Raw genomic sequence first — 22,341 nt, 5'->3', positions numbered from 1 at the left:
AGAAACCCACCCATGACTACCCCCCAACCCGACTGGCATACCTACCTGGCCCAGATGGAGTCCCTTCTGGGCGTCGAACTGGATGACGCTCGCCGCACCGAGCTACAGCTCCAGTTCAGCCGCATTGCGGCCATGGCTGCGCCGTTGATGGCATTGCCACTGGATGACCGTCTGGAGATCGCAGGAGTATATAAAGCATGATGCTACACGCCATGAGTATGAGTGAAATCCAGCGGGCGTTAGCCGCAGGCGAACTCAGCGCCCGCGAGATTGCGCGTCAGACACTGGATGCTATCGCTGACCTAAACCCGCAGATCAACGCCTGGACCGCCATCACCGAAGAACGGATGCTGGCGGAGGCCGACAATATCGATACCCTGCGTCGGGAGAAACGTCCCCTGCCGCCGCTGGCCGGAATTCCCTACGCGGTGAAAAATCTGTTTGATGTTGCCGGGCATACCACCCTCGCCGGCGCGGAGCTGTTCAGCCAGCGTCCTGCCGCCACGGCAGATTGTTTTGCGGTGCGTCAGTTGCGTAGCGCCGGAGGATTGCTCTCCGGAATGGTCAACATGGATGCCTACGCTTACGGGTTTACGACCGAAAACAGCCACTACGGTGCGACACACAACCCGCACGATCTGGCGCGCATTGCCGGAGGGTCGTCGGGAGGATCAGCTGCGGCCGTGGCCTCTGGCCTGGTCCATTTTTCTCTCGGGACAGACACCAACGGCTCCATTCGCGTGCCCGCCTCTTTATGCGGACTCTACGGGCTGAAGCCAACCTTTGGCCGCCTTTCCCGTTCCGGCAGCCACCCGTTTGTCGCCAGCCTGGATCATATCGGCCCTTTCGCCCGTCGGGTGAGCGATCTCGCATCGGTTTACGATGCCCTTCAGGGACGCGATACCAGTGACGGTTTTCAGGCGGAGAGTTCGCGGGAGCAAACCCGTCCGTTGCTTTCAAGAGGGCTGGAGGGATTGCGTTGCGCTGTGCTCGGCGGGTACTTCGCGACCTGGAGCGACAGCGATGCGCGTGATGCCGTTGCACGCGTGGCAAAAGCGCTTGATGTGCGCGACGAATTGCTTTTCCCGGAGGCGGAACTGGCCCGTTCAGCTGCCTTTATCATCAGCGCATCAGAGGGGGGAAATCAGTATCTTCCGGCGCTTCGCACCCTACCGGAACGGTTTGAACCGCACTCCCGTGAACGTCTGCTGGCAGGGGCGATGATCCCTTCTGCCTGGTATATCCAGGCTCAGCGTTTTCGTCGCCACGCCCAGCAGACATGCAAAGCCCTGTTTACCCAGGCCGACGTGCTGATCGCCCCCGCCACACCCTGCAGTGCTACGCGGATTGGTGAGCAAACAATGGAGATCAACGGTCAGTCACTGCCAGTTCGCGCCAGCATGGGGATGCTCACTCAACCAATTTCGTTTTTAGGGCTACCGGTCACGACCGTACCGCTGCGTACCTCTGAAGGACTTCCCATTGGCCTGCAACTGATTGCTGCGCCGTTTAACGAACAGGCCTGCCTGCGTGTTGCGCGGGTACTGGAAGAGAGCGGGATCACCGATGCCCGTCCAGCGGAGATGGTGCAATGATCAGTCACGATGACATTAACCTGCCATGGGTACTGGCCGACGTCACCGCAGCGTTTTATCGCTATGAGGATGCGCTGGTCAGTAACAATATTGCGGTGCTGGATGAACTCTTCTGGCATGACAAAAACACCGTGCGACTGGGGGCGGGAGAAAACCTGTACGGTATTGATGAGATCCGTGCTTTTCGTGCCGCGCGCCCTTCAGCCGGATTGCAGCGGGTGTTGCGCCATACGGTGATCACCACTTTTGGGGAGGATTATGCAGTGTGCAGTACGGAGTTTACGCGTGAGGGAACGGAGCGAATTGGACGCCAGCAACAGACGTGGGTGAGATTTTCTTACGGGTGGAGGATTGTGGGGGCACAGGTGAGTTTAATGTCCAGTTGACGGACTATGCGGTTAACGCCGTTCACCTTTTGACCTGTGAATATTGTCATTTCTCAACCCGTGAACGGGATAAGGGGGCCGCGCTCCCTCTTATCCATCCCCGCGGCCCCGCAGAAAATCGGTGCTTCGCACTGCGCTCCCCCCTCCAGGCAGCAGAGAAGTCTGGATGATCTTTATCTCTGGAAAGGATGCGCTTCCCGCCAGTGATCGGCGATCTGCTGGCGCGTACAGACCCACACGCGGTCATGCTGCTGGACGTAATCCAGAAAACGTTGCAGTGCGCGGAACCGTCCCGGACGTCCCAAAAGACGGCAGTGCATGCCAATGGACATCATTTTGGGAGCGTCTTCGCCCTCTTCGTAGAGCACATCAAAGCTGTCTTTCAGATAGGTGTAGAACTGCTCTGCGGTGTTGAACCCTTGCGCCGTGGCGAAACGCATGTCGTTGGCATCAAGGGTATAGGGCACAATCAGGTGCGGCTTGCGTGCGCCGTCACTGCACGCCACCTCAGTCCAGAAAGGTAAATCGTCACCGTAGTAGTCACTGTCATAGTCAAACCCACCGTGCTCCACCACCAGCTGACGGGTGTTGGGGCTGTCGCGTCCGGTGTACCAGCCCGTTGGCGGCTTGCCAAACAGATCGGTCAGAACGTGCACCGCTTTTTGCAGGTGCTCGCGCTCCTGAGCGATGTCCATATTCTGATAGTGGATCCAGCGCCAGCCGTGGCTGACGACATCGTAATTCGCGGTTTTAATAGCCCCGACGATATCAGGATGGCGCGCCAGCCCCATCGCCACGCCGAAGACCGTTAAAGGCAGCCCGCGCCGGCTAAATTCATGATGGATACGCCAGAACCCGGCCCGGCTGCCGTATTCATAGAGGGAATCCATCGACATATGTCGGTCCGGGTAGCTGGCTGCTCCGATGATGTCCGAGAGAAATTGCTCAGAACCCGCGTCACCATGCAGCACATGGTTCTCCGCCCCCTCTTCGTAATTGAGAACAAACTGGACGGCAATACGGGCCTGGTTTGGCCACTGCGCGTGCGGTGGTTTCCCCGCATATCCGCGCAAGTCACGCGGATAGTCCTGTTCAAAAAGCGCCATCACGACCCCCTTAAAATTAAAATGGATTCAATGCCTGAAATTTACCGCTCAACGCCTTGCGTTCCGGAAAAGCGAGATCGCCCTGTTTACTGGTCGATAGCCCCAGTGCCACCAGCGATTCAACCATCTTCACCGCCGCACTGACGCCGTCAATCACCGGCACATGCAGCTCACGCGTCAGCTCCTGCGCCAGGGTCGCCATCCCGCCACAGCCCAGCACAATCGCCCCGCTGCCATCCTCTTTAATCGCCTGAATACACCGCGCCCGGACTTTCTCCTGTGCCAGACCGCTACCGTCTTCAAGTGCCAGAACCGGTAAGTCGATCGCATGCAGGGCAGCACAGTGATCCTGAAAACCATACTGGTGCAGAAGGTGGCGAGCGATGATCAGCGTGCGCGGCAAAGTGGTGACAATAGAAAAACGCGTCGCCACCATTGTCGCCATGTGCATGGCGGCTTCCGCGATGCCTATCACCGGCCCCTGAGCCAGCTCACGCGCAGCGAGCAGACCCGGATCGCCAAAGCAGGCGATAACATGACCATCCACCCCATGCTGACGTCCCGCGCTGATTTGCTCGAGAACGCCGACCGCCGCAATGGCTTCATCAAAGTGACCTTCGATAGAGGGCACACCTTCGCTCGGGCAAACGGCCAGGATCTCGGTTCCCGGCGCCGCAACGGCTCGCGCGGCTGCACCGATGGTTTCAGTCATCCCCGGATTGGTATTGGGGTTGATCACTTGTATACACACAGATGACATTACGACTCCTTGTGGCCCGCAAACAGCCGGGCAAAATCAGGTAAGCATTCACCCGCCCGCTCAAAGCAAAGGCTGGCGACAATATGTTCAAAATGGTGCATCAGGGCATCACTTAACGGCTGAAGTGCTTTCTGGCGCAGCAGATCCACCAGCTGCTCATGGTCGTTACAGCGGCAACCCTGACGCCACGGCGCGCCCCATGCGGCGATGACCAGTGACGAACGCTGGCTCAGGCTGGTCACCATTTCAGTGAGCACCTGATTGCCTGAAATGGCCTGCAACTGAATATGAAAATCAGCAGAGTGACGGATCGCCGCCGGGCCGTCGTAGGCCTCGTGCGCCTGCTGTTCCTGACGGATGATCGCCTCCAGTGCCGCCAGGTGCGGCGGCTGACAGTGCGCCAGCACATCGGGCAGATTTGCCACCTCCAGTAATGCGCGGGTACGAAAGATATGCTGTGCCTCTTCTACCGTCGGACTGGCGACGTGTGCACCACGTTTGGGCGTTAACGTGACCATTTGCACAGCCGCGAGTCGTTGCAGCACCTTGCGGATGCCCGTGCGGCTAACGCCAAACACCTCGGCCAGCGCCTCTTCCGGTAATTTGCTTCCCGGCAGCAACTGATGTTCGACAATGGCTGTCATCAGCGACTGATAGATGGATTCGTCTTTGTCATGCAGGTCTGGCGCGGCATGCAGACTTTTCACGTTGTTCATTAACCACTCCACTTTTTACTTTCCGATATCGAATCGTATACATAAAAATAAAATATTGCATACAAGATTTATTATTTTGGCCTGGATCCTGCAACACCGTTTGTAATCCCATTAAACGGGTTTTCATTCACAGGAGCAGGTTTCATGCCAAATACACAAAACGCGCATCAGGTTAAGGCCGCTGATTCCGGTGCTGTATACAGCCCTCGGCTTTGCAATGAGGATCTGGCACCCACGCGTGACCAGAACTGGAGCTGGTACAACATCTTTTCTTTCTGGATGTCGGATGTTCATAGCATGGGGGGATATGTTGTCGCCGCGAGTTTCTTCACGCTCGGGCTGGCAAGCTGGCAGGTGTTGCTCTGCCTGCTGGTGGGGATTTGTATTGTGCAGTTATGCGCCAATCTGGTGGCGAAACCAAGCCAGATGGCGGGCGTGCCTTATGCAGTCATCTGCCGTCAGGCCTTTGGCGTGTTCGGGGCCAACATTCCGGCGGTGATCCGCGGGCTTATCGCCTTTGCCTGGTACGGCATTCAGACCTACCTTGCCGCAAATGCCCTGATGCTGGTCGGGCTGAAATTCTGGCCGTCGCTGAGCGCCCTGACCACGGATTCATTCCTGGGGCTGTCGCATCTTGGCTGGGTCTGCTTTGCCATCATGTGGGTGCTACAGGCGATGGTCTTCTGGCATGGTATGAGCGCCATTAAGCGCTTTATCGATATCGCCGGTCCGGCTGTCTATGTGGTGATGCTGGCGCTGGCAGGATGGATTGTATACAAGACGGGTTTCGACGGGATCTCCTTTACCCTCGCCAGCAAATCGCTGAGCGCGGGCGAGCAAACCTGGCAGATGATTACCGCTACGGCACTGGTTGTCTCTTACTTCTCCGGCCCGCTGCTCAACTTCGGTGACTTCTCCCGTTACGGTAAAAGCATGGGTGAGATCCGCCGGGGCAACCGCTGGGGCTTACCATTCAACTTCCTGTTGTTCTCGATTGTCACCGTGGTCATTGTTTCCGGCACGCAGTCGCTGTTTGGCCGCATGATCACCGATCCGATTGAAACCGTCAGTCGTGTAGGTAACGACCTGGCCGTGGCGATTGGCCTGCTGACCATGATTACCGCCACTATCGGTATTAACATCGTGGCGAACTTTGTCTCCCCGGCGTTTGATTTCTCCAACTGTTCACCACAGAAGATCAGCTTCCGCACCGGCGGGATGATTGCCGCCGTCGGCTCTATTCTGTTAACCCCGTGGAACCTCTTTAACTCCCCGGAACTTATCCACTACACCCTGGATGTGCTCGGCGCGTTTATCGGCCCGCTGTTCGGTATTCTGATTGCGGACTTTTATCTGATTAAACGCGGCAACGTTTCCGTAGACGATCTATTTGACGATACGCCGAAAGGCAAATACTGGTATCGCAACGGCTTTAACCCGAAGGCCATTGGGGCACTGATTCCCTCCGTGGCGATTGGTCTGGTCATCAGCTTTATCCCTTCCCTGCACGAAGTGGCAAACTTTAGCTGGTTTATCGGTGTGTTCCTGGGGGGCGCAACCTACCGCTGGCTGGCACGCGAAGAGCGCGTTGCAGCCACAGAGACACACTTTCGCGCAAACATCGCAGCGCAAAAAGAGTAACCCCGCCTGACCTGGCCGCAGCACAGTGCTGCGGCTCCTCTCATACTGGCACTGTTTTTGCTTTTTCCTGCTTACCCGCAACGCAAACAATAAGGCAGGAATCATGATGGATTATCAGACAGCGATCCGCGGCGCATTCTTTGATATTGCCGAAGTCTGCGACAGCGCAGACGCTATCGCCCACCACGCACGCTACCTTGACGATGGGTTGTTGTTTATTCAGGACGGCAACATCGTGGCGCACATGGCCTGGCGTGAAGGTGAGCAGTACCTTGATCCCCATAAAGGTTACACCGACCTGCGGGGCAAGCTGTTGCTGCCTGGCTTTGTCGATGCACACGTCCATTATCCGCAAACGGAGATGATTGGCGCGTTTGGCGAGCAGCTTCTGGAGTGGCTAACCACCTACACATTTCCAGTGGAGAGTCAGTTTGCCGATGAAGCGTATGCCGCCGGGATAGCCGAATTTTTCGTGAATCAACTGGTGAGCCACGGCACGACGACGGCGCTGGTGTTTTGCACATTACATCCTGAATCCGTCGACGCGCTGTTTCGCGAGGCCCTGCGCCTCAACATGCGGCTGATTGCTGGTAAAGTGATGATGGACCGGCATACACCTGATTACCTGACCGAAACCGCCGGACAGAGCTACCGCCAGACGCGGGAGCTTATCCTGCGCTGGCAGCATCAGGGACGGCTGGGGTATGCCATTACACCACGCTTTGCCCCGACCTCCTCCCCTGAGCTTCTCGCTGCAGTCAGCCTGCTCAGAGAGGAGTTTCCGGACACCTGGCTGCAAACCCACCTGAGCGAAAACCCGAACGAAGTGGCCTGGGTAAACGATCTCTGGCCGGAGCATGAGCGTTATCTGGATGTGTATCACCACTATGGACTGACCGGAGAGCGCAGCGTTTTTGCCCATGGTATTCATCTGCACGAGAAAGAGTGGCAGTGTCTGCATGATACCGGCTCGGCGGTCGCGTTTTGCCCCACGTCTAACCTGTTTCTCGGCAGCGGTCTGTTTCGCTTACCCGCCTGCTGGCAAAACAGAGTGCGGATGGGCATCGGAACAGATGTGGGGGCGGGAACGACGTTCAGCATGCTGCGCACGCTGGGCGAGGCCTATAAGGTCGGTCAGTTACAGAGCTACCGGCTACGCGCCAGTGAAGCCTTCTACCACGCCACGCTGGGCGGCGCACATGCCCTGCGACTGGATCACAAAATTGGTAATTTCACTCCAGGTAAAGAGGCCGATTTTGTGGTGATTGACCCGGCAGTAACCCCGTTACAGCGCCTGCGTAATGGACGCTGTAAGGATGTGTATGAGCAGTTATTCGTGCTGATGACTCTGGGAGATGAGCGCAATATTAGCGAAACCTGGGTCAATGGTCAGCAGGTATGGTCAACTGCCACGGTAAGTTGACCAGCCTCCCGGTGCAATGACAAACGGCAGATGGAAGTGCTCATCTGCCGTCTCTCCCACCACAAAATCAATTTGCGCGCAGGGGTAGACCGTATTGCGGCCCGTTGCGCTAAACCACAGACCTGTCTCCGCCACCAGGCGGTAGTGCCCCGCCGTCAGGAAGGGGACAAATTCACGGATACGACCGTTATCATTGGTGATCTCCGCCGCAACCACCTCACCGTTGCACTCAAGACGAACCGTCACGCCCTGTGCGGGTTTACCTGTGGAGATATCGAGAATATGGGTACTGAGTGTATTCATTCGCCAACCACTCCTTCCAGCCGTAATAACGTGATTTCGCGCAGTTGCGTCAGGGCTGACTGCACCTCTTCAGCATCGCTATTTTTCAGACGCTGTTCCAGTGCCTGCAGGATCGCCTCTCCGCTACGTCCTTTCGCGCGGATCAAAAAGACACGCCCAAACCGGGCCTCATAACGGGCATTCCCCTCCCTCAGAGACTGTGTAAGATCGGCGTCGCAGTCGTTAACCGCAGACTGCTCCTGGCGAGACATCGCCGCGTGCGTCTGCTGGCCTGCTGGCTTTTCCCCGATACGGGGATGAGCGCTGAGCGCCTGAGCCAGTGCGGCTTCGTCCCAGGCGAGAGAAATCCCATGCCCATAATCAAACAAGGCTGACAGGCTGGCAAAAGGACGGGCATCTGCCAGGGCCTCAGACCAGCTCTCAATGGCCACACACGGACGTAAGCAGGCGACAGCCTCGTCGTGCTCCAGTCGATTAAAATCATTCAGTGCAATCATGGTGTTTCCCGTTGAAATCGTGTTGTCAGGTCATTGCACAAAGCACGCCACTCTTTCGCACTCTGTGAAACAGTCGATTCCCGGCCCCTGGTTTGGAAATTATTGATTCACAAAATGGCAACATCAGGGTCAACACGCACCACGTCAGTGCACATCACGCGGGAATGATGCCGTTAACTCTTACTTTGCCACTCTGGTACGCAAATTGCTCTTTCCCGTTACACCACCTGCAAAAGGAGAGAAGCATGAAAGCCATCGTGATTGGTGCGGGGATTGGCGGATTAAGCGCAGCCGTGGCACTCAAAAATGCCGGCATTGTGTGTACCGTGTTTGAAGCTGTGAAAGAGATCAAGCCCGTAGGCGCGGCCATCTCCGTCTGGCCTAACGGCGTGAAGTGCATGAACCATCTTGGCATGGGCGAGATGATGGAAACCTATGGCGGCCCGATGCATGAGATGGCCTATTGCGACTATCAACGCGGCGATATTCTCACCCAGTTTAGCCTCGCGCCGCTGGTGGCGCGTACAGGCGGCAGACCCTGCCCTGTATCGCGCACCGAGCTGCAACGGGAAATGCTCGATTTCTGGGGACGCGACGCGGTGCAGTTCGGCAAACGCGTCACGCAGGTCAATGAGACGGCCGAGGGCGTCACCGTCCACTTTATGGACGGTACAACGGCGCAGGGCGATTTTCTGATTGCTGCCGACGGCAGTCATTCAGTGTTGCGTCCATATGTTCTGGGCTATACCCCGGAGCGTCGCTATGCCGGTTACGTTAACTGGAATGGTCTGGTGGAGATTGACGAAACCATCGCCCCTGCACATCAGTGGACGACGTTTGTCGGCGAAGGCAAACGCGTATCGCTGATGCCCGTCTCCGGGGGGCGTTTCTATTTCTTCTTTGACGTACCGCTACCAGCGGGGCTTGCTGAAGATCGCAGCACCCTGCGGGCCGATCTCACCCGCTATTTCAGCGGCTGGGCCGAGCCGGTACAGAAACTTATCGCGGCGCTTGATCCCACAACCACCAACCGGATTGAGATCCATGATATCGATCCGTTCGACAGCCTGGTGCGCGGCAACGTCGCCCTGCTGGGCGATGCAGGACACAGCACCACGCCGGATATCGGCCAGGGCGGTTGCGCCGCAATGGAAGACGCCGTGGTGCTGGGAGATTGTCTGCGCGAAAAACACAACATTGAGCTGGCGCTACGTCAGTATGAGGCCCTGCGCTGTGACCGCGTCCGCGACCTGGTACTCAAGGCACGCAAACGCTGTGACATCACTCACGGCAAAGATATGGCGCTGACTCAGGCGTGGTACAAAGAGCTCGAAGCAGAAACCGGCGAGCGCATTATTAATGGCCTGTGCGACACCATTCAGGGCGGACCTTTAGGCTGACACTGTTGCCTTACCGGCAGGAAGGATAACCATGAGAAGAGAACTCCCTACCCCACCCGCCCATTGCACCTTTGAGCCAGAAGACTGGCTGCGCCTGGCGAAATGCTGGCATCCGGTCGCGCGGGCATGTGACATTGGCCCGGCCCCGGTTAAAGCCACCTTGCTCGATGAACAACTGGTGATCTATCGCATTAAAGACCAGGTGGTGGTTGCACGCGACGTCTGCCCCCATCGCGGCGTGCCGCTGACGCTCGGATTTCACGACGAGGAGGGCATTATCTGTCCTTACCACGGTTTACGTTTTGGCGAGGACGGACGTTGTAACCGAATTCCCTCAAGCCCTGACCAGCCCGTGCCGGCAAAACTGAATCTGACCAGCTTTGCCGTGGAAGAGCGCTATGGCCTGATCTGGACCTGTCTCGCCTGGGAGCCTGAAAACCCGATGCCGCTCCCCACGATGCCCCACTGGGACGACGCAGGGTTTCAGCAGATTAACTGCCCGGCGTTTGAGGTTAACGGCTTTGCCGGTCGCCAGGTGGAAGGGTTTCTCGATGTCGCCCACTTCGCGTGGATCCACACGGATACCTTTGCCGACCCGGATAACCAGGTCGTTCCGGTGTATCAGCCGCAGGAAACCGGGTTTGGCTTCATTGCGGATTACTGGAGTTCGGTGAGCAATTACCCGGCCAACTCTGATTTGCGTGCGCCGGAAGGCTTCCAGTGGTTGCGTCATTTTGAGATGCACCTGCCATTTACCGCCACGCTTACGATCCACTTTCCGGGCGAATCACGGCTGGTGATCATGAACGCCGCCTCACCGGTATCTTCCCGCGTGACGCGTATGTTTGCCCCTATCGCGCGGAATTTTGACCTGCATATTCCGGTTGAAGATGTTCATGCCTTCAATTTACGGGTGTTTGAAGAAGATCGCCTGATGGTGGAGACCCAGCGGCCGGAAAGACTTCCGCTGGATCTCACTCTGGAAGCCCATATTCCTGCGGACAGAAGCTCTATTGCCTATCGCCGTGGGCTGAAAAAAATGGGTTTTGGCGAATTTTTCCTGGTGTGACTGGAGGCGCGTCATGAGTGAGATGCTGAGCGTTATGGTTGAGGGATTATGGCGTCAGGGCGATAAGAGCCTGGCGGTCAGGCTGGTTTCAGCCAACGGGGAGACACTTCCTGACTGGCAACCTGGGGCACATATCGACGTCCATCTGCCTTGCGGGATTGTCCGTCAGTATTCGCTGACCGGGCAGCGTGAGGAAAAGCGCTATCTTATCTGCGTGGCGCGGGAAGCGCAGTCTCGCGGCGGATCACGCTATATTCATGAGACGCTACGCCCCGGTCAGACGTTGCTTATCTCCTCACCGCGCAATCTGTTCCCGCTACAGGAGGCACAGCACGTTCTGCTGCTGGCTGCGGGTATTGGCATTACGCCGCTGTACGCGATGGCCTTGCATCTGGAGGCCTCAGAAACACCGTTTACGCTGCATTACTATGTCAAACACCCAGGCAGTGCTGCCTTCCTTCAGGCCCTGTCACGCCCGTTCAGGTATGGTACTTACGTGCTCCATAGCTCCCGTGACGGGCAGAGCCCACGCACCACACTGATGGAGGTTCTGCCTCCGCCTGATGGGGGTTTACATGCCTACGTCTGCGGCCCGGAAGGTTTTATGGCTCAGGTACGTGATGCTGGCGTGTCCCTGGGCTGGTCCGAGACGCAGATCCACAGCGAGGCTTTCCAGCCGGTGTCGTCCTGTTCTGGCAGCGATAACGGCGACGTTTTTACCGTCACCCTCTCCTCTACCGGTGAAAGCTGGCCTGTACCTGCGGATAAGACCATCGCCCAGGTGCTGCTGGCTAACGGCGTTGCGGTTCCGCTCTCCTGTGAAATGGGGATTTGCGGCGCGTGCCTGACGCCCGTGATTGATGGTGTGGTGGATCACCGGGATACGGTTCAGTCGGCGGCGGAGAAAGCCGCTGCGGATCAGCAGGTAGCGCTGTGCTGCTCCCGGAGTCACTCAGGGGAACTGGTGATTGGGCTATAGGGATGGTTGAACCACAAGGTGATGTGTCATGCCTTGTGGTTTGTCTGTGGGTTGTCAGAACGCAAAAATGGAATAATCCACGCGTAAGTTCCCGGTCAGATCGGGGATCCCATCTCTTTTCCGCTCGCCGTAGAGATAGTGCTCTTTTCTGTTGAGTGACATATACAGAATGCCCAACTGGTCATCACCATTTTTCTTGAGCGCATCGGCCGCCACCGTCGTCAAAAACTTTGTGACTATCACACCTGCGGCATACGCGGGATTTGCCGCCCCCAGAATCAACGTGCCCATGTTTGCGGCAAAACGGTCAAACTCAGGATGGTTCACAATGCTATCGAGTTGCTCACCGATAGCTCGTACGTTGTCGTCTCCCTCCGTTGCAATAAGACACCAGTTAAAATCCTCCGGGATCGCCACAGACTGATAGAGCACATATCCGGTATCCCCAAACGTCAGAACCGCATTGTCTTTAACGTTGGCAATTTCAGTCAGCACCCGCGTCGACGCAATCTGTCGAACAGCCTGTTCAAGAAGCTGTGCCTTCCTGGCTGTATCGATTTCGGCGATCCACGCATCCAGTATCGGTATTTGGTCATCGGCCGTGACAAAACTGATCAGCTTAACTTGCGCAAGGTCACGTTTGAAAAAGAGAAACGCATTCTCATGGTTATCAAATATGCGCAGTTTATTAATCCGGAAATAAAACATGATCGTCTCCTGAGGCGAATGGGCTCATTCATTTACGCGTCTATGAAAAACACACCGGCGCTGGACTGCTCAGGATAAAAGTGTATGCCTCATTTTATGGCCAAAAACTGCGACTAACGATTGACTGCCCGCCTCAAATTACGACGAACCTCTTAACGCTCATCTCTCACCCTCAGTGCATATTCTCAGTCTACAACCTGCAATGTTTCCGGGAGCAACCAGCCGTGTTTCGCGGACAATAAGGGGAACAACATGTTTGGACTGGAGATGCTTGATGTACTGATTGGGCTTATGACCGTCTATTTCATGTTTGGAATAGCCTGCACGTCCATCGTGGAGGCCATTTCTGCCGGAACGGGTTTTCGTAGCAAAAATCTGGAAGCTGCGCTTAACGAGTTATTTTCAGGAGAACTGGCCCCAAATACGCAATTTGTCACGCAATTTTTTGACCATCCATTGATCCAGTCGCTTAGCAAAGGGAACGCAGGACGCCCCTCTTACATTCCGTCGGCAATTGTCGGACAGGTTGTGCAGGCGCTCGTCATTGGGCGGAGTGCGATGTCGACACTCTCCGCTGGGGTAAACGCCCTGCCGGGCTCCGTCGAGGATAATCGCATAAAAGGTGTTCTTGACACGCTGGTGATGCAGACAGGTAACGACACCGACAAATTTCGTAAAGCGGTTGAAGCACAATTCGATGCTGCAATGGATCGTGCTTCCGGCTGGTACAAGCGCCGAACGCAGACCATAACGCTGATTGTTGCGGCCTTCCTGGTCAGCAGTGCAAACGTTGACACAATCAACCTGGCGACATTGCTGGCAGCCAATCCGGTAGCACGGGAGCAGATGCTGGTAATAACGGAACAATACACGCGAGAGAATCCCCATCGCGTCAGTAATGACCCTGGCTCACCGCCCGTCGATCCGGCCGAAAAAGCCAGAACTGACTACAACCAGGCCATGTCGGCTGTGCAGTCTGTTGGTTTCTCGCTCGGATGGAAGACCCTTCCCATCGGATGGGGATACCTGACAAAAGCCATTGGTTTGCTTATCACCATCTTCGCCGTCTCGCTGGGCGGCCCGTTCTGGTTCGACATTCTTCAGCGCGTTATGCAGATACGCTCCACCGGGCCAAAACCGCCTGAACCCGGCAAATCCAGGAAAAAGAACACATAAGGCCGGATGTATATCGGGCTTTTACTCTTTTCCGCGAGCGCCGTCAGGCACGAACTCAGCAGATAGCCTTATCGACTCATGCTCAGAAAAGGGGGTTTTATGATACTCACGCCTGTACAAAAAAGCCTGTGTGAACGCGTTCTGAATGCGTTCGAAACAGGCTCTGCCGGAGGGGATTATGCGGCAATCGCCATCTTCCATGATGGCCCACACCGGATTCGACAAATCACCTATGGCCGTTCGCAAACAACGGAATATGGAAACCTTCAGGAACTGATTAGCCAGTATGTCAACGCGAATGGGCTATTCAGCGCGGCACTGGCCCCGTTCGTGTCTCTGATTGGGCAAACACCCCTGGTGGATCATGCCCAGTTCATCTCTCTGCTGGTGCAGGCTGGCAGTAAAGACCCCGTCATGAAGTCCGTGCAGGATACATTTTTTGATGCGCGATATTTCACTCCCGCATTTAACTGGGCGCAGAAGTACGGTTTTCAGGAGGCGCTCTCCATGCTCGTCATCTACGACTCCTTCATCCATAGCAATGGTATTCTCCCCTTCCTGCGCTCCCGCTTTCCGGAAGTTCCCCCAGCGAATGGCGGCAATGAACGTAAATGGATTACCCAGTATGTTGATGTCAGGGACGCATGGCTAGCGACACACAGCAACCCTGAGCTCCACCCTACCGTTTACCGAACCAAATGCTTGCGATTCGAAATTGCGCGCGGGAACTGGGATCTCTCTCAGATCCCCATTAATGCGCATGGCGTCCTTGTCGAACCGTCGCCCACCATACCGCTCCCGACGGGTAATACGACCCAGCCGGTTATCGCCAGTACCGTCGCGTTTATCGGCTCGCCCGCGGCGGGGAGTGGCGGCGCCGCTCCCGTCACAAACAGCTCCCCAGCGGTTGCTCTTGCATCAGGCTTTGCAGCCAATGTCGCGTCCAGTGCCATCGAGCAATGGACCTTCTTTGGTGGACAACGTTACAACCGCAAAGGATCTATCCTGCAGATTGGGCATAAAGAGGGTGAAGATGGCTGGTGGCAACGGGTCGGCCAGTACTGGGAGAACATTGGACGAGATGATCTGGACGGCCGGGATCATGAATGGCCCTGGTCGGCAGCCTTTATTTCCTGGATCATGCGCCAGTCTGGTGCGGAGAACCGCTTCGCATATTCCGCCTCGCATGCGACGTACATCAGCAAATCTATCCGGGACAGAAACCAGGGGAATACCAACGCACTGTATTGGGGATTCAGGCTAAACGAACGCAAACCCCAGGTGGGGGATTTGGTGTGCTGGGACAGGGACAGCGATAAAGTCGTCGATTACGATCATCAACATCTGGGTCATTACAACAGCCATACGGATTTGGTCGTTTCCGTGAGCGCTGATGAAATCGAGATTATTGGCGGCAATGTCGGAAACTCGGTAACGCGACGCCCGCTGGCACTGACTGATGAGGGCTTTCTCTCTGCCAGTGTTCAGGGTGGCGAAACGCTTTTCGCTTTGATGGGATACCGGTTTCCGTAAATCGTATTCTGAAATGAAAAAACCCTGTGATATTGCTATCACAGGGTTTTCAAATTTGGCGGAAGCGTAGAGATTCGAACTCTAGAACCCTTTCGGGTCGCCGGTTTTCAAGACCGGTGCCTTCAACCGCTCGGCCACGCTTCCTAAGTGAGGCGCACTATAAACACCTCATTGCGTCCTGTAAAGCATGAACACAATCGTTCGCCTGAAAAATAGCCAAAGCGCGTTTAATCGGTTGAATAGACAACGCATTGGCCATTTTATCAGCATAAAATCGTACCGCTGAGCCTTAGTGTTTTTTGATGTACATATCTTTGGTGTAGTAATACCCCAGTTTATCCGGAGTAAAGCCCCCCACCCACGGTTTCACCAGATGCGTGCGGACATAGTGATATACCGGAATTGCCGGCACATCACGGCCCAGTAGATCTTCCGCCTGCTGATAGAACGCGCCGCGCTCTTGCGTGGTTTTCGCTTTTGCGGCGTTAACCAGCGCTTCATCATAGGCCGGGTTGCTGTACTGGCTGGTGTTTTCGCTGTCACCGGTGCGGAAGTTGTTCAGGAAGGTCGCCGCATCGTCATAATCCGCAATCCAGGCGTAACGCACTGCATCGAAGTTATGGGTATGCATCGTATCCAGCATGGTTTTCCACTCCTGGTTTTGCAGCTTCGCCTCCACGCCGAGATTTTTCTTCCACATGGAGCTGGCGGCAATCGCAATACGCTGATGCGATTCGGAGGTGTTGTAGAGCAGATTAAAGCTCAGAGGATGACCCGCATTGAAACCAGCTTCATTCAGCAGCTTTTTGGCTTCGGCAATGCGTTTGTCCATCGGCCAACTGGCGTAATCAGGATTGTGCAGCGTCACGCCGCCAATCTCAGGCTGGCTGATAAGCCACGCCGGACGCTGCCCCTGCCCTAACACTTTTTCAGCAATGATGTCTTTATCAAGTGCCATGTTCAGCGCTTTACGTACACGCACGTCGTTGAAGGGAGGCCGCGTGGTGTTGAATTCATAATAGTAAGTGGCAAGCTGCGGGGAAACGTCCAGCTCTTTGCCCATGGTTTTTTGCAACTGCGCAAACTGATTGATAGGCACGGTATAGACGATGTCAATTTCCCCGGCCTTATAACGGTTTACATCGGATGCTTCAGAGGTGATCGGCAGGTAGGTCACTTTGTTGATCACGGTGTGCGCATTGTCCCAGTAGCGCGGGTTACGCTCGGCAACTATCCGCTCGTTGACCACCCACTGCGATAATGTGTAAGCTCCGCTGCTCACAAAGTGTTCCGGCTTGGTCCATTTATCACCATAGCGGCCAATCAACACTTTATCGACGGGAACCAGTGACGGGTGCGCCAGCATCGCAAGGAATGCCGCATTTGGCTGGGTGAGCGTCACTTCCAGTGTGGTGTCGTCAATGGCTTTTACGCCCAGCGAATCAGGGGCTTTTTTCCCTTGTGCGATATCCGCCGCATTGGTGATGTGCATATTGCCCGGGTAGCTGGCATACGGAGAGGCGGTTTTCGGGTCAACCAGACGCTGCCAGCTCCACACCACATCCTGTGCGGTAATGGCGGTTCCGTCACTCCAGGTAATGCCCGGACGCAGGTGGAATGTCCAGACCGTATTGTCTTTATTTTCCCACTTTTCAGCCAGACGAGGCTGTATCTCACCTGTAGGGGATACACTCACCAGCCCTTCGAACAAATCGCTGATAATATTGAATTCGACATCGCTTTCGACTTTATGCGGGTCGAGTGAAGCGGGCTCGCTACCATTATTCCTGACCAGTTCCTGTTTCTCTGCCAGTTGGGTTCCTGCCGGCACATTAGCCGCCCACGTCGCTGTGCTGGCGCACAGGATGCCTGCGGTTAACAAAGAGAGTGTAAAGTTAGTGCGTGTTTGTGGTTTCATTTCCTTCGCCTTATTGTCTGTTTTTTTGACGATCCGGGAATTACTCTTAGCGTCCAAAGTGAAAGAACGCAATATTTTTCAGTAACCTATAAGATGTTGATCTGAATAAACTCGCTAAACCGCTGTTCATTCTGCGGAAAAGTATTTCTGTAGAAGAAACAACCACCCCTTAGCCTAAGGTGTTGAGTAAAGATGGGTAAAACCACTTTGTTACTGACGCGCTGTTTTCTATTCTTGCCGTTAATTACATCTGTCATAAGAGAGTGACTCATGGATCGTATTATTAGTTCTTCACGCGACCGCACATCGCTGCTCAGCACCCACAAAGTGCTGCGTAACACCTATTTCATGCTCAGCCTGACGCTGGCGTTTTCTGCCATCACCGCGACGGCCAGTACTGTACTGATGCTGCCTTCGCCGGGGCTGATCCTGACGCTCGTCGGTATGTATGGTTTGATGTTCCTGACCTATAAGACGGCGGATAAACCGGTTGGTATTTTGTCTGCATTCGCCTTCACCGGCTTCCTGGGCTACATTCTGGGGCCCATTCTGAACGCGTATTTGTCTGCCGGTATGGGTGATGTGATCGGCATGGCTCTGGGCGGAACGGCGCTGGTGTTCTTCTGCTGCTCGGCCTACGTACTGACCACGCGCAAAGACATGTCCTTCCTGGGCGGTATGCTGATGGCCGGTATTGTGATTGTGCTGGTCGGCATGGTTGCGAATATCTTCCTGCAACTGCCTGCCCTGCACCTGGCGATTAGCGCTGTGTTCATCCTGATCTCCTCAGGTGCAATCCTGTATGAAACCAGCAATATCATTCACGGCGGCGAGACCAACTACATCCGCGCAACAGTGAGCCTGTATGTGTCGCTGTACAACATCTTCGTCAGCCTGTTGAGCATCCTGGGCTTCGCCAGCCGCGATTAACTCATACTGAGCTGAAACAGGCCCCGCTTATGCGGGGCTTTGTTTTTTGCTACACTGCACCGGTTTTTGACTGACGTGTGAATGACTATGTTGAGCTTTGAAGGTAGAGAGATCGAAACCGACAACGACGGTTATCTGAAAGAAAGCAGCCAGTGGAGCGAAGCGCTGGCAGAGGTGATTGCAGAGAAAGAGGCGATTGTCCTGTCGCCAGAACACTGGGAAGTGGTGCGATTCGTGCGCGAATTCTATCTGCAATTTAATACATCTCCTGCTATTCGCATGCTGGTAAAGGCGATGGCGAACAAATTTGGCGAAGAGAAAGGCAATAGCCGCTATCTGTATCGTCTGTTCCCGAAAGGCCCGGCAAAACAGGCGACCAAAATCGCCGGTCTGCCAAAACCAGTGAAATGCATTTAATAGCGAATACCAAAATTAACGTATTCCCGGCCGGGTTGATGGGGTTCTGTCAGAACGTTATCGACCCGTGCGCTGCGTGGCCCACCGGCTTTCAGCCATGCCACAAGCTTGCTGACCTGTTCCGCATCACCACAGGCAACCACCTCCACGCTTCCATCATCCATATTGCGCGCATACCCCGTTAAACCAAGCTGGATCGCCTCGCGCTGCGTGCTGTAGCGAAACCCAACGCCCTGAACCATGCCGTAAACCCAGGCCATTGTGCAGACTTTTGACATCTTCATTTTCCTTATCCGTGCCTGGCGCGTTGCATTTCCTCACTGAACTCGGGAAAATGGCGGCCATTTCATTGGAATCGACAGAATAGCAAATTATGAGTGTACGTTTAGTGTTAGCCAAAGGCCGCGAGAAGTCATTACTGCGCCGCCATCCCTGGGTCTTTTCCGGCGCAGTTGCCCGCATGGAAGGCAAAGCCAGCCTCGGTGAAACCCTCGATATCGTTGACCACCAGGGAAAATGGTTAGCGCGCGGCGCATACTCGCCTGCATCCCAAATCCGCGCCCGTGTCTGGACATTCGATAAAGACGAAACGATTGATATTGCCTTCTTCACCCGCCGCCTGCAGCAAGCCCAGCAGTGGCGTGAATGGCTGGCAAAACGTGACGGACTGGACAGCTACCGCCTGATTGCCGGTGAGTCGGACGGGTTGCCAGGCGTGACAATCGATCGCTTCGGTCACTTCCTGGTGCTTCAGTTGCTGAGCGCGGGCGCGGAATACCAACGTGCGGCGCTGATTAGCGCCCTGCAATCCCTCTACCCGGAATGCGCGATTTACGATCGTAGTGATGTGGCGGTTCGTAAAAAAGAGGGTATGGAGCTGACACAAGGCCCGGTAACAGGCGAACTGCCACCCGCCCTGCTGCCTATTGAAGAACATGGCATGAAACTGCTGGTGGATATTCAGGGCGGTCACAAAACCGGTTATTACCTCGATCAACGTGACAGCCGTCTCGCAACACGTCAGTACGTTGCAAACAAGCGCGTCCTCAACTGCTTCTCCTATACCGGCGGGTTTGCGGTTTCCGCACTGATGGGGGGCTGCAGCCAGGTCGTGAGCGTCGATACCTCCCAGGAGGCACTCGATGTGGCCAAACAAAACGTCGAGCTGAACAAGCTGGATCTGAGCAAAGCCGAGTTCGTCCGAGACGATGTCTTTAAGCTACTGCGCAAATACCGCGATCAAGGTGAAAAGTTCGACGTGATCGTGATGGATCCACCGAAGTTTGTCGAAAACAAAAGCCAACTGATGGGGGCATGCCGCGGTTACAAAGATATCAATATGCTGGCTATCCAGCTGTTGAATCCAGGCGGTGTACTGCTGACCTTCTCCTGCTCTGGCCTGATGACCACAGATTTATTTCAGAAAATCATCGCTGACGCCGCAATAGATGCTGGCCGTGATATACAATTTATAGAGCAGTTCCGTCAGGCAGCCGATCATCCGGTGATCGCTACCTACCCGGAAGGGCTGTATCTGAAAGGGTTTGCCTGTCGCGTCATGTAACTTGAAAAGAGAGATGTTGCCCACACATTGAGTGTATGTAATGTTTCCCGGGAGGTGACTATGATTGCCAGCAAATTCGGTATCGGCCAGCAGGTCCGCCACACCTTGCTAGGGTATTTGGGTGTGGTCGTGGATATCGACCCGGAATATTCCCTCGATGAACCGTCAGCAGATGAACTGGCGGTCAATGCAGAACTTCGCGCTGCGCCCTGGTATCATGTGGTGATGGAAGATGACGATGGACAGCCTGTGCATACGTATCTTGCGGAAGCCCAGCTAAGCGGCGAGTTGCAGGAAGAACATCCGGAACAACCCACAATGGATGAGCTTGCCCAGACCATCCGCAAACAGTTGCAGGCCCCTCGCCTGCGGAACTGATAATGTTAAAAAGCCCGGTATCCGCCGGGCTTTTTTTGTTACTTCGCCAGTCCCAGACGGGGAAGTTCAATCGCCGGACAGCGATCCATCACCACCTTCAGCCCCGCCTCACGTGCCAGCACCGCAGCTTGTTCATTGATCACGCCTAACTGCATCCATAGAGTTTTCGCGCCAATGGCGATAGCGTCTTGTGCTACGCCCCATGCCGCCTCTGAGTTGCGAAAGACATCCACCATATCGACTTTTTCAGGCACGTCGGCCAGCGTGGCATACCCTTGCTGGCCTAACAACGTCTTCCCGGCGACTTTTGGCGACACCGGAATGACATGGTATCCCTGATCCAGGAGATATTTCATCACCCGATAGCTTGGGCGATCGGGTTTATCGCTCGCCCCCACCAGCGCAATAGTACGAGTCGACGTCAGAATGTCCGCAATATCGTTCTCTTTCATGGTCTTCCTCCTGGCTTTTTCTAAAGTGTACGTCAAACCGGACATCACAACCATCCATCCCATACAGATGTATGAGGGCAAAATAGCGGAATATGTCTATATGTTAGTAAACGTGATAACCGAAAAATTTAGATACATTATTGCGAAAAAGATATTTTCAACAGGAGCACCCTATGAGAACCGGCATTGCCTCTGCTGTGATTGCTTTAGTGATGCCAGTCTGCGTATTTGCGACCACGCTTCGGCTCTCTACCGATATTGACCTGTTGGTGCTGGACGGTAAAAAAGTATCCAGCTCGCTACTCCGTGGTGCAGACAGTATTGAACTCGATAATGGCCCGCACCAGCTTGTGTTTCGGATCGAAAAAACAATCCGCCTCGCAAACCACGAGCAGCGGATGTACATCTCTCCGCCGCTTATCGCCAGCTTTAACACTCAGCGCATCAGCCAGGTTAATTTTAGTCTGCCCCGTCTGGAAACAGAAAAAGAGTCACAGGCTTTCGAATCAGCCCCTCGCCTTGAACTGCTTGATGGTGACGCGATGCCTATACCGGTAAAACTGGATATTTTGGCATTGACGAAAACGCCAAAAGGTCCTGATTACGAAGCCGATACTGAGATCTACAACAAAGCAGGGAAACGTGCTTCGCTACCGCAGTTTGCCACAATGATGGCTGATGACAGCACGCTGCTCTCCGGTGTATCGGAACTGGATGTTATTCCACCGCAATCTCAGACACTCACCGAACAACGCCTTAAATTCTGGTTCCAGCAGGCTGACCCCGATACACGTGCCCGGTTTCTGCAATGGGCGAAACAACAACCTTCGTCCTAAGCCACATTTTTTTGCCCTTTCTCTTGCAGCATCAGGCGCTTCCCGTCATCTTGTAGCCAGTTAACCTGACGGAAAAGATTATGGAACTGACAACACGCACGCTCCCGGAACGCAAACACATTGCGCTGGTGGCGCACGATCACTGCAAACAGATGCTTCTTAACTGGGTTCGCCGCCATCAGGCGCAGCTGGAAAAACACACACTCTCTGCGACGGGCACAACCGGCAATCTGATCAGTCGCGAAACAGGATTAGCCGTCAATGCCATGTTGAGTGGCCCGCTGGGTGGCGATCAACAGGTAGGCGCACAAATTTCGGAAGGTAAAATTGATGTTCTGATTTTCTTCTGGGACCCGCTTAATGCCGTGCCACATGACCCGGACGTCAAAGCGTTGCTGCGTCTTGCCACTGTATGGAATATCCCGGTGGCAACCAATCTCTCAACAGCGGACTTTATTATTGACTCGCCACAATTCAACACGCCGGTGGAGATCCTGATCCCGGATTATCCGCGTTATCTGGCAGAACGACTGAAATAGAGGTCGTGCCGGGTG

General features: G+C 55.0%; 25 protein-coding genes and 1 tRNA gene. 16 read left to right on the top strand and 10 right to left on the bottom strand.

The window, feature by feature from the left end; genetic code table 11:
• The first annotated feature begins 12 nt into the window (after positions 1-12).
• Genes hpxX through hpxZ form a run of 3 tightly spaced genes read left to right on the top strand, consistent with a single transcriptional unit; the run spans position 13 to position 1,981 of the window.
• Entirely contained in the window at positions 13-201 is a 189-nt protein-coding gene (gene hpxX / locus GF617_RS08475; protein ID WP_181622964.1) for an oxalurate catabolism protein HpxX, read from the top strand.
• Positions 198-1,595: an AtzE family amidohydrolase gene (locus tag GF617_RS08470; protein WP_181622963.1), complete on the top strand. Its 1,398-nt coding sequence runs from the start codon at positions 198-200 to the stop codon at positions 1,593-1,595. Before hpxX ends, GF617_RS08470 begins: the two co-directional genes overlap by 4 nt.
• Positions 1,592-1,981: an oxalurate catabolism protein HpxZ gene (gene hpxZ / locus GF617_RS08465; RefSeq protein WP_181622962.1), complete on the top strand. Its 390-nt coding sequence runs from the start codon at positions 1,592-1,594 to the stop codon at positions 1,979-1,981. Before GF617_RS08470 ends, hpxZ begins: the two co-directional genes overlap by 4 nt.
• A gap of 173 nt (positions 1,982-2,154) precedes the next feature.
• Here the strand turns inward: hpxZ and puuE are convergent, their stop codons facing one another.
• From puuE to GF617_RS08450, 3 genes are read right to left on the bottom strand one after another with little or no spacing between them, the layout of a single operon-like run.
• Complete coding sequence (gene puuE, locus GF617_RS08460; RefSeq protein WP_203451493.1) at positions 2,155-3,087, bottom strand: allantoinase PuuE; 933 nt, start codon at positions 3,085-3,087, stop codon at positions 2,155-2,157.
• Between the two features lie 16 nt (positions 3,088-3,103).
• Entirely contained in the window at positions 3,104-3,847 is a 744-nt protein-coding gene (gene hpxA / locus GF617_RS08455) for an allantoin racemase (protein WP_203451492.1), read from the bottom strand.
• A complete protein-coding gene (locus tag GF617_RS08450) occupies positions 3,847-4,563 on the bottom strand; it encodes a GntR family transcriptional regulator (protein WP_181622959.1) in 717 nt (238 codons plus the stop codon). Before GF617_RS08450 ends, hpxA begins: the two co-directional genes overlap by 1 nt.
• 144 nt (positions 4,564-4,707) lie before the next feature.
• On the opposite strand from GF617_RS08450, the gene GF617_RS08445 reads away from it, so the two are divergent.
• Both GF617_RS08445 and guaD read left to right on the top strand, forming a co-directional pair.
• Entirely contained in the window at positions 4,708-6,204 is a 1,497-nt protein-coding gene (locus GF617_RS08445; RefSeq protein ID WP_181622958.1) for an NCS1 family nucleobase:cation symporter-1, read from the top strand.
• A 106-nt stretch (positions 6,205-6,310) separates the two neighbouring features.
• Complete coding sequence (gene guaD / locus GF617_RS08440; RefSeq protein ID WP_181623720.1) at positions 6,311-7,627, top strand: guanine deaminase; 1,317 nt, start codon at positions 6,311-6,313, stop codon at positions 7,625-7,627.
• Here the strand turns inward: guaD and uraH are convergent.
• Together uraH and uraD are read right to left on the bottom strand one after the other, a co-directional pair.
• Positions 7,607-7,930 carry a hydroxyisourate hydrolase gene (gene uraH / locus GF617_RS08435; RefSeq protein ID WP_203451491.1) on the bottom strand — a complete coding sequence of 108 codons (324 nt, stop codon included), beginning with the start codon at positions 7,928-7,930 and terminating at the stop codon, positions 7,607-7,609. The genes guaD and uraH overlap by 21 nt on opposite strands.
• Positions 7,927-8,427, bottom strand: coding sequence for a 2-oxo-4-hydroxy-4-carboxy-5-ureidoimidazoline decarboxylase (gene uraD / locus GF617_RS08430; RefSeq protein ID WP_181622956.1), 501 nt, complete (start codon positions 8,425-8,427; stop codon positions 7,927-7,929). The genes uraH and uraD overlap by 4 nt, the downstream gene beginning before the upstream one ends.
• Before the next feature lie 245 nt (positions 8,428-8,672).
• Between uraD and hpxO the strand changes: the two genes are divergently transcribed.
• From hpxO to GF617_RS08415, 3 genes are read left to right on the top strand one after another with little or no spacing between them, the layout of a single operon-like run.
• The gene (hpxO, locus tag GF617_RS08425; protein WP_203451490.1) at positions 8,673-9,827 is read left to right on the top strand and encodes an FAD-dependent urate hydroxylase HpxO; all 1,155 of its coding nucleotides are present in this window, start codon (positions 8,673-8,675) and stop codon (positions 9,825-9,827) included.
• Between the two features lie 31 nt (positions 9,828-9,858).
• Positions 9,859-10,896, top strand: coding sequence for a molybdenum cofactor-independent xanthine hydroxylase subunit HpxD (gene hpxD, locus GF617_RS08420; RefSeq protein WP_181622954.1), 1,038 nt, complete (start codon positions 9,859-9,861; stop codon positions 10,894-10,896).
• Between the two features lie 13 nt (positions 10,897-10,909).
• Positions 10,910-11,875, top strand: coding sequence for a PDR/VanB family oxidoreductase (locus GF617_RS08415; protein WP_203451489.1), 966 nt, complete (start codon positions 10,910-10,912; stop codon positions 11,873-11,875).
• A gap of 54 nt (positions 11,876-11,929) precedes the next feature.
• On the opposite strand, the gene GF617_RS08410 is transcribed toward GF617_RS08415, so the two are convergent.
• Positions 11,930-12,583 carry a hypothetical protein gene (locus tag GF617_RS08410; protein WP_181622952.1) on the bottom strand — a complete coding sequence of 218 codons (654 nt, stop codon included), beginning with the start codon at positions 12,581-12,583 and terminating at the stop codon, positions 11,930-11,932.
• 252 nt (positions 12,584-12,835) lie between these two features.
• Between GF617_RS08410 and GF617_RS08405 the strand changes: the two genes are divergently transcribed.
• Complete coding sequence (locus GF617_RS08405; RefSeq protein WP_203451488.1) at positions 12,836-13,759, top strand: hypothetical protein; 924 nt, start codon at positions 12,836-12,838, stop codon at positions 13,757-13,759.
• A 99-nt stretch (positions 13,760-13,858) separates the two neighbouring features.
• Positions 13,859-15,292, top strand: coding sequence for a DUF2272 domain-containing protein (locus tag GF617_RS08400; RefSeq protein ID WP_203451487.1), 1,434 nt, complete (start codon positions 13,859-13,861; stop codon positions 15,290-15,292).
• Between the two features lie 56 nt (positions 15,293-15,348).
• On the opposite strand, the gene GF617_RS08395 is transcribed toward GF617_RS08400, so the two are convergent.
• Positions 15,349-15,436, bottom strand: a tRNA-Ser gene (locus tag GF617_RS08395).
• Between the two features lie 145 nt (positions 15,437-15,581).
• The gene (locus GF617_RS08390; protein ID WP_203451486.1) at positions 15,582-17,210 is read right to left on the bottom strand and encodes an ABC transporter substrate-binding protein; all 1,629 of its coding nucleotides are present in this window, start codon (positions 17,208-17,210) and stop codon (positions 15,582-15,584) included.
• Between the two features lie 270 nt (positions 17,211-17,480).
• Here GF617_RS08390 and yccA point away from each other — a divergent pair, with 270 nt between their 5' ends.
• Together yccA and tusE are read left to right on the top strand one after the other, a co-directional pair.
• The gene (yccA, locus tag GF617_RS08385; protein WP_154127877.1) at positions 17,481-18,140 is read left to right on the top strand and encodes an FtsH protease modulator YccA; all 660 of its coding nucleotides are present in this window, start codon (positions 17,481-17,483) and stop codon (positions 18,138-18,140) included.
• Between the two features lie 87 nt (positions 18,141-18,227).
• A complete protein-coding gene (tusE, locus tag GF617_RS08380; RefSeq protein WP_203451512.1) occupies positions 18,228-18,557 on the top strand; it encodes a sulfurtransferase TusE in 330 nt (109 codons plus the stop codon).
• On the opposite strand, the gene yccX is transcribed toward tusE, so the two are convergent.
• Positions 18,554-18,835 carry an acylphosphatase gene (gene yccX, locus GF617_RS08375; RefSeq protein ID WP_181622948.1) on the bottom strand — a complete coding sequence of 94 codons (282 nt, stop codon included), beginning with the start codon at positions 18,833-18,835 and terminating at the stop codon, positions 18,554-18,556. The two genes, tusE and yccX, sit on opposite strands and share 4 nt — an antisense overlap.
• A gap of 95 nt (positions 18,836-18,930) precedes the next feature.
• On the opposite strand from yccX, the gene rlmI reads away from it, so the two are divergent.
• Both rlmI and hspQ read left to right on the top strand, forming a co-directional pair.
• Positions 18,931-20,121 (top strand): 23S rRNA (cytosine(1962)-C(5))-methyltransferase RlmI, encoded by a 1,191-nt coding sequence (rlmI, locus tag GF617_RS08370; protein ID WP_181622947.1) that lies wholly within the window; start codon positions 18,931-18,933, stop codon positions 20,119-20,121.
• 60 nt (positions 20,122-20,181) lie between these two features.
• Entirely contained in the window at positions 20,182-20,499 is a 318-nt protein-coding gene (hspQ, locus tag GF617_RS08365) for a heat shock protein HspQ (RefSeq protein ID WP_181622946.1), read from the top strand.
• Positions 20,500-20,537: 38 nt separating this feature from the next.
• On the opposite strand, the gene GF617_RS08360 is transcribed toward hspQ, so the two are convergent.
• Positions 20,538-20,951, bottom strand: a complete 414-nt coding sequence (locus tag GF617_RS08360; RefSeq protein WP_181622945.1) for a CoA-binding protein — start codon at positions 20,949-20,951, stop codon at positions 20,538-20,540.
• Positions 20,952-21,124: 173 nt separating this feature from the next.
• On the opposite strand from GF617_RS08360, the gene GF617_RS08355 reads away from it, so the two are divergent.
• A complete protein-coding gene (locus GF617_RS08355) occupies positions 21,125-21,787 on the top strand; it encodes a DUF2057 family protein (protein WP_181622944.1) in 663 nt (220 codons plus the stop codon).
• An 80-nt stretch (positions 21,788-21,867) separates the two neighbouring features.
• Positions 21,868-22,326, top strand: coding sequence for a methylglyoxal synthase (mgsA, locus tag GF617_RS08350; RefSeq protein WP_181622943.1), 459 nt, complete (start codon positions 21,868-21,870; stop codon positions 22,324-22,326).
• Positions 22,327-22,341: the final 15 nt, after the last annotated feature.

The organism is Lelliottia sp. RWM.1, assembly GCF_016859735.1.
Lineage (GTDB): Bacteria > Pseudomonadota > Gammaproteobacteria > Enterobacterales > Enterobacteriaceae > Enterobacter.
This window is presented reverse-complemented; position numbering and strand designations above follow the sequence as displayed.